Consider the following 392-nt stretch of genomic DNA (forward strand, 5'->3'; position numbering starts at 1 on the left):
TATCATGATCGTCACCCTCCGCGAAGGCGGAGGGTCCACTCTTTATCATTTTAGTTGTGTCAAAACTACATTATTCGTGAGTTCCTCATTCCTCTTGATGCGATTTGATGTAATACCAGAATATAAGATTTTCATTTATATAAGTTGCAATATATTGATATGAAAATGTGTTTTGGATTTTCAGTATTGGATTTACCATTATGGACCCTCCGCCTACGCGGAGGGAGACGGGATATCGCGTCACCCTCTGCTGTCATCATCGTCACCCTCCGCTATCATGATCGTCACCCTCCGCGAAGGCGGAGGGTCCATTCTTTATCATTTTAGTTGTGTCAAAACTACATTATTCGTGAGTTCCTCATTCCTCTTGATGCGATTTGATGTAATACCAG

The organism is Legionella quateirensis (genome assembly GCF_001467955.1).
Lineage (GTDB): Bacteria > Pseudomonadota > Gammaproteobacteria > Legionellales > Legionellaceae > Legionella > Legionella quateirensis.